Annotated in this window: 1 protein-coding gene and 1 pseudogene; one reads left to right on the top strand and one right to left on the bottom strand. The window is 68.6% G+C overall.

Annotated elements, in window-relative coordinates:
* Positions 1-1,047, top strand: a 1,047-nt coding sequence (locus AC1DBQ_RS23340) for a metallophosphoesterase family protein (protein ID WP_476930756.1), incomplete at its 5' end; no start/stop codon positions are given.
* Positions 1,048-1,117: 70 nt separating this feature from the next.
* Here AC1DBQ_RS23340 and AC1DBQ_RS23345 read toward each other — a convergent pair.
* Positions 1,118-1,340, bottom strand: a pseudogene (locus tag AC1DBQ_RS23345) (MFS transporter); the annotation flags it as partial.

Raw genomic sequence — 1,340 nt, forward strand, 5'->3', positions numbered from 1 at the left:
GACCACGACATCCGCGACGACTGGAATACCTCGCTGAGCTGGAAGAAGAAAATGGAAGCCACCTCCTGGTGGCACGGGCGGATTGTCGCGGGGCTGGCCGCGTACTGGGTCTACCAGCATCTGGGCAACCTGTCACCGCAGGAACGGGCCGGGGACGCTGTCTGGCAGCAGATCGTCCGGCACACGGGCGAGGACGAAATCGACGTGAGCTCGGAACTGGACAGCTTCGCGGACCGGGCTGACCGGGACCCTGATTCCTACCGGTGGAGCTACTGCCGGGATTTCGGTGACACCCGGCTGATCGTGGTGGACTCCCGCGCCGCCCGGCACCTGGCGCCGGACGCCCGCGCCCTGGTGGACAAGACGGCAATGGCCTGGCTCGACGACCGGATGCGTGGCGGATTCCGCCACCTGCTCGTGGCGACATCGCTGCCCTTCCTGCTGCCGATGGGCCTGCACTACGTCGAGTCCTGGAACGAAGCTGTGTCCCAAGGTGCGTGGGGGAAGCTTGCCGCCCGGGCCGGCGAGAGCCTACGTCAGGCGTTGGACCTTGAAMACTGGGGCGCCTTCCAGAACAGCTTCCGGGACATGGCAGCCATCGTGACTGATGTCGCCGACGGCAAGCGCGGCCCGGCACCGGACACCATCACCTTCCTCTCCGGCGACGTGCACTACTCCTACGCGTCCGAGGTGGAACGCGCCTCGGGCAGCCGGATCGTGCAGGCCGTCTCCTCCCCTATCCGCAACCCGCTGCCCCGGCTGATGAGGTCCTTCGCGGCCGTCATGTCCTACGGCCTGGCCACGCCGGTAGGAGTCCTGGTGGCTCGCTCGGCCAAGGTGCCGGACCCGCCGTTTCGCTGGTCCGGGATCAAGGGCCCATGGTTCGACAACAACCTCGCCTGCCTGGAGGCCACACCGGAGGGGCTGAAACTCTGGTGGCAGACCGGCGTCGTCGACGGCGGCKACCACTTGCACCCYAGGCTGGAACGTGTCGCCACCGTCACGGTGGCTCCGCGGAGCGCCGCCAATAGTTCCGGACCCGCCTAGGATTGCCGGGCCGGCCTGGCGGCGCGGACAGCGGCATGCAGCGTGAACCCCTTGTGTCGAGAACGACCCGCTACGCCGGCTGCGGTCCTGCGTTCGACGTGCCGGCCGGGGCATTGGCCGCATCGGCGTGGTGGCGTTGCCGGCGGMTCGCCAGCAGGAAGGGCACCGCAATCAACTCGATCGCGCCGCCGATCGCGAGCGAGGCCGGGTAGCCGTACACATCAGCCGCCCGGCCGAGCAGCGGTTGCACCACCACGCCACCGCTGGAGCCCATGAGCGAGTCGAAGCTGAGC

It is taken from the genome of Arthrobacter sp. 10T413_2, assembly GCF_056394205.1.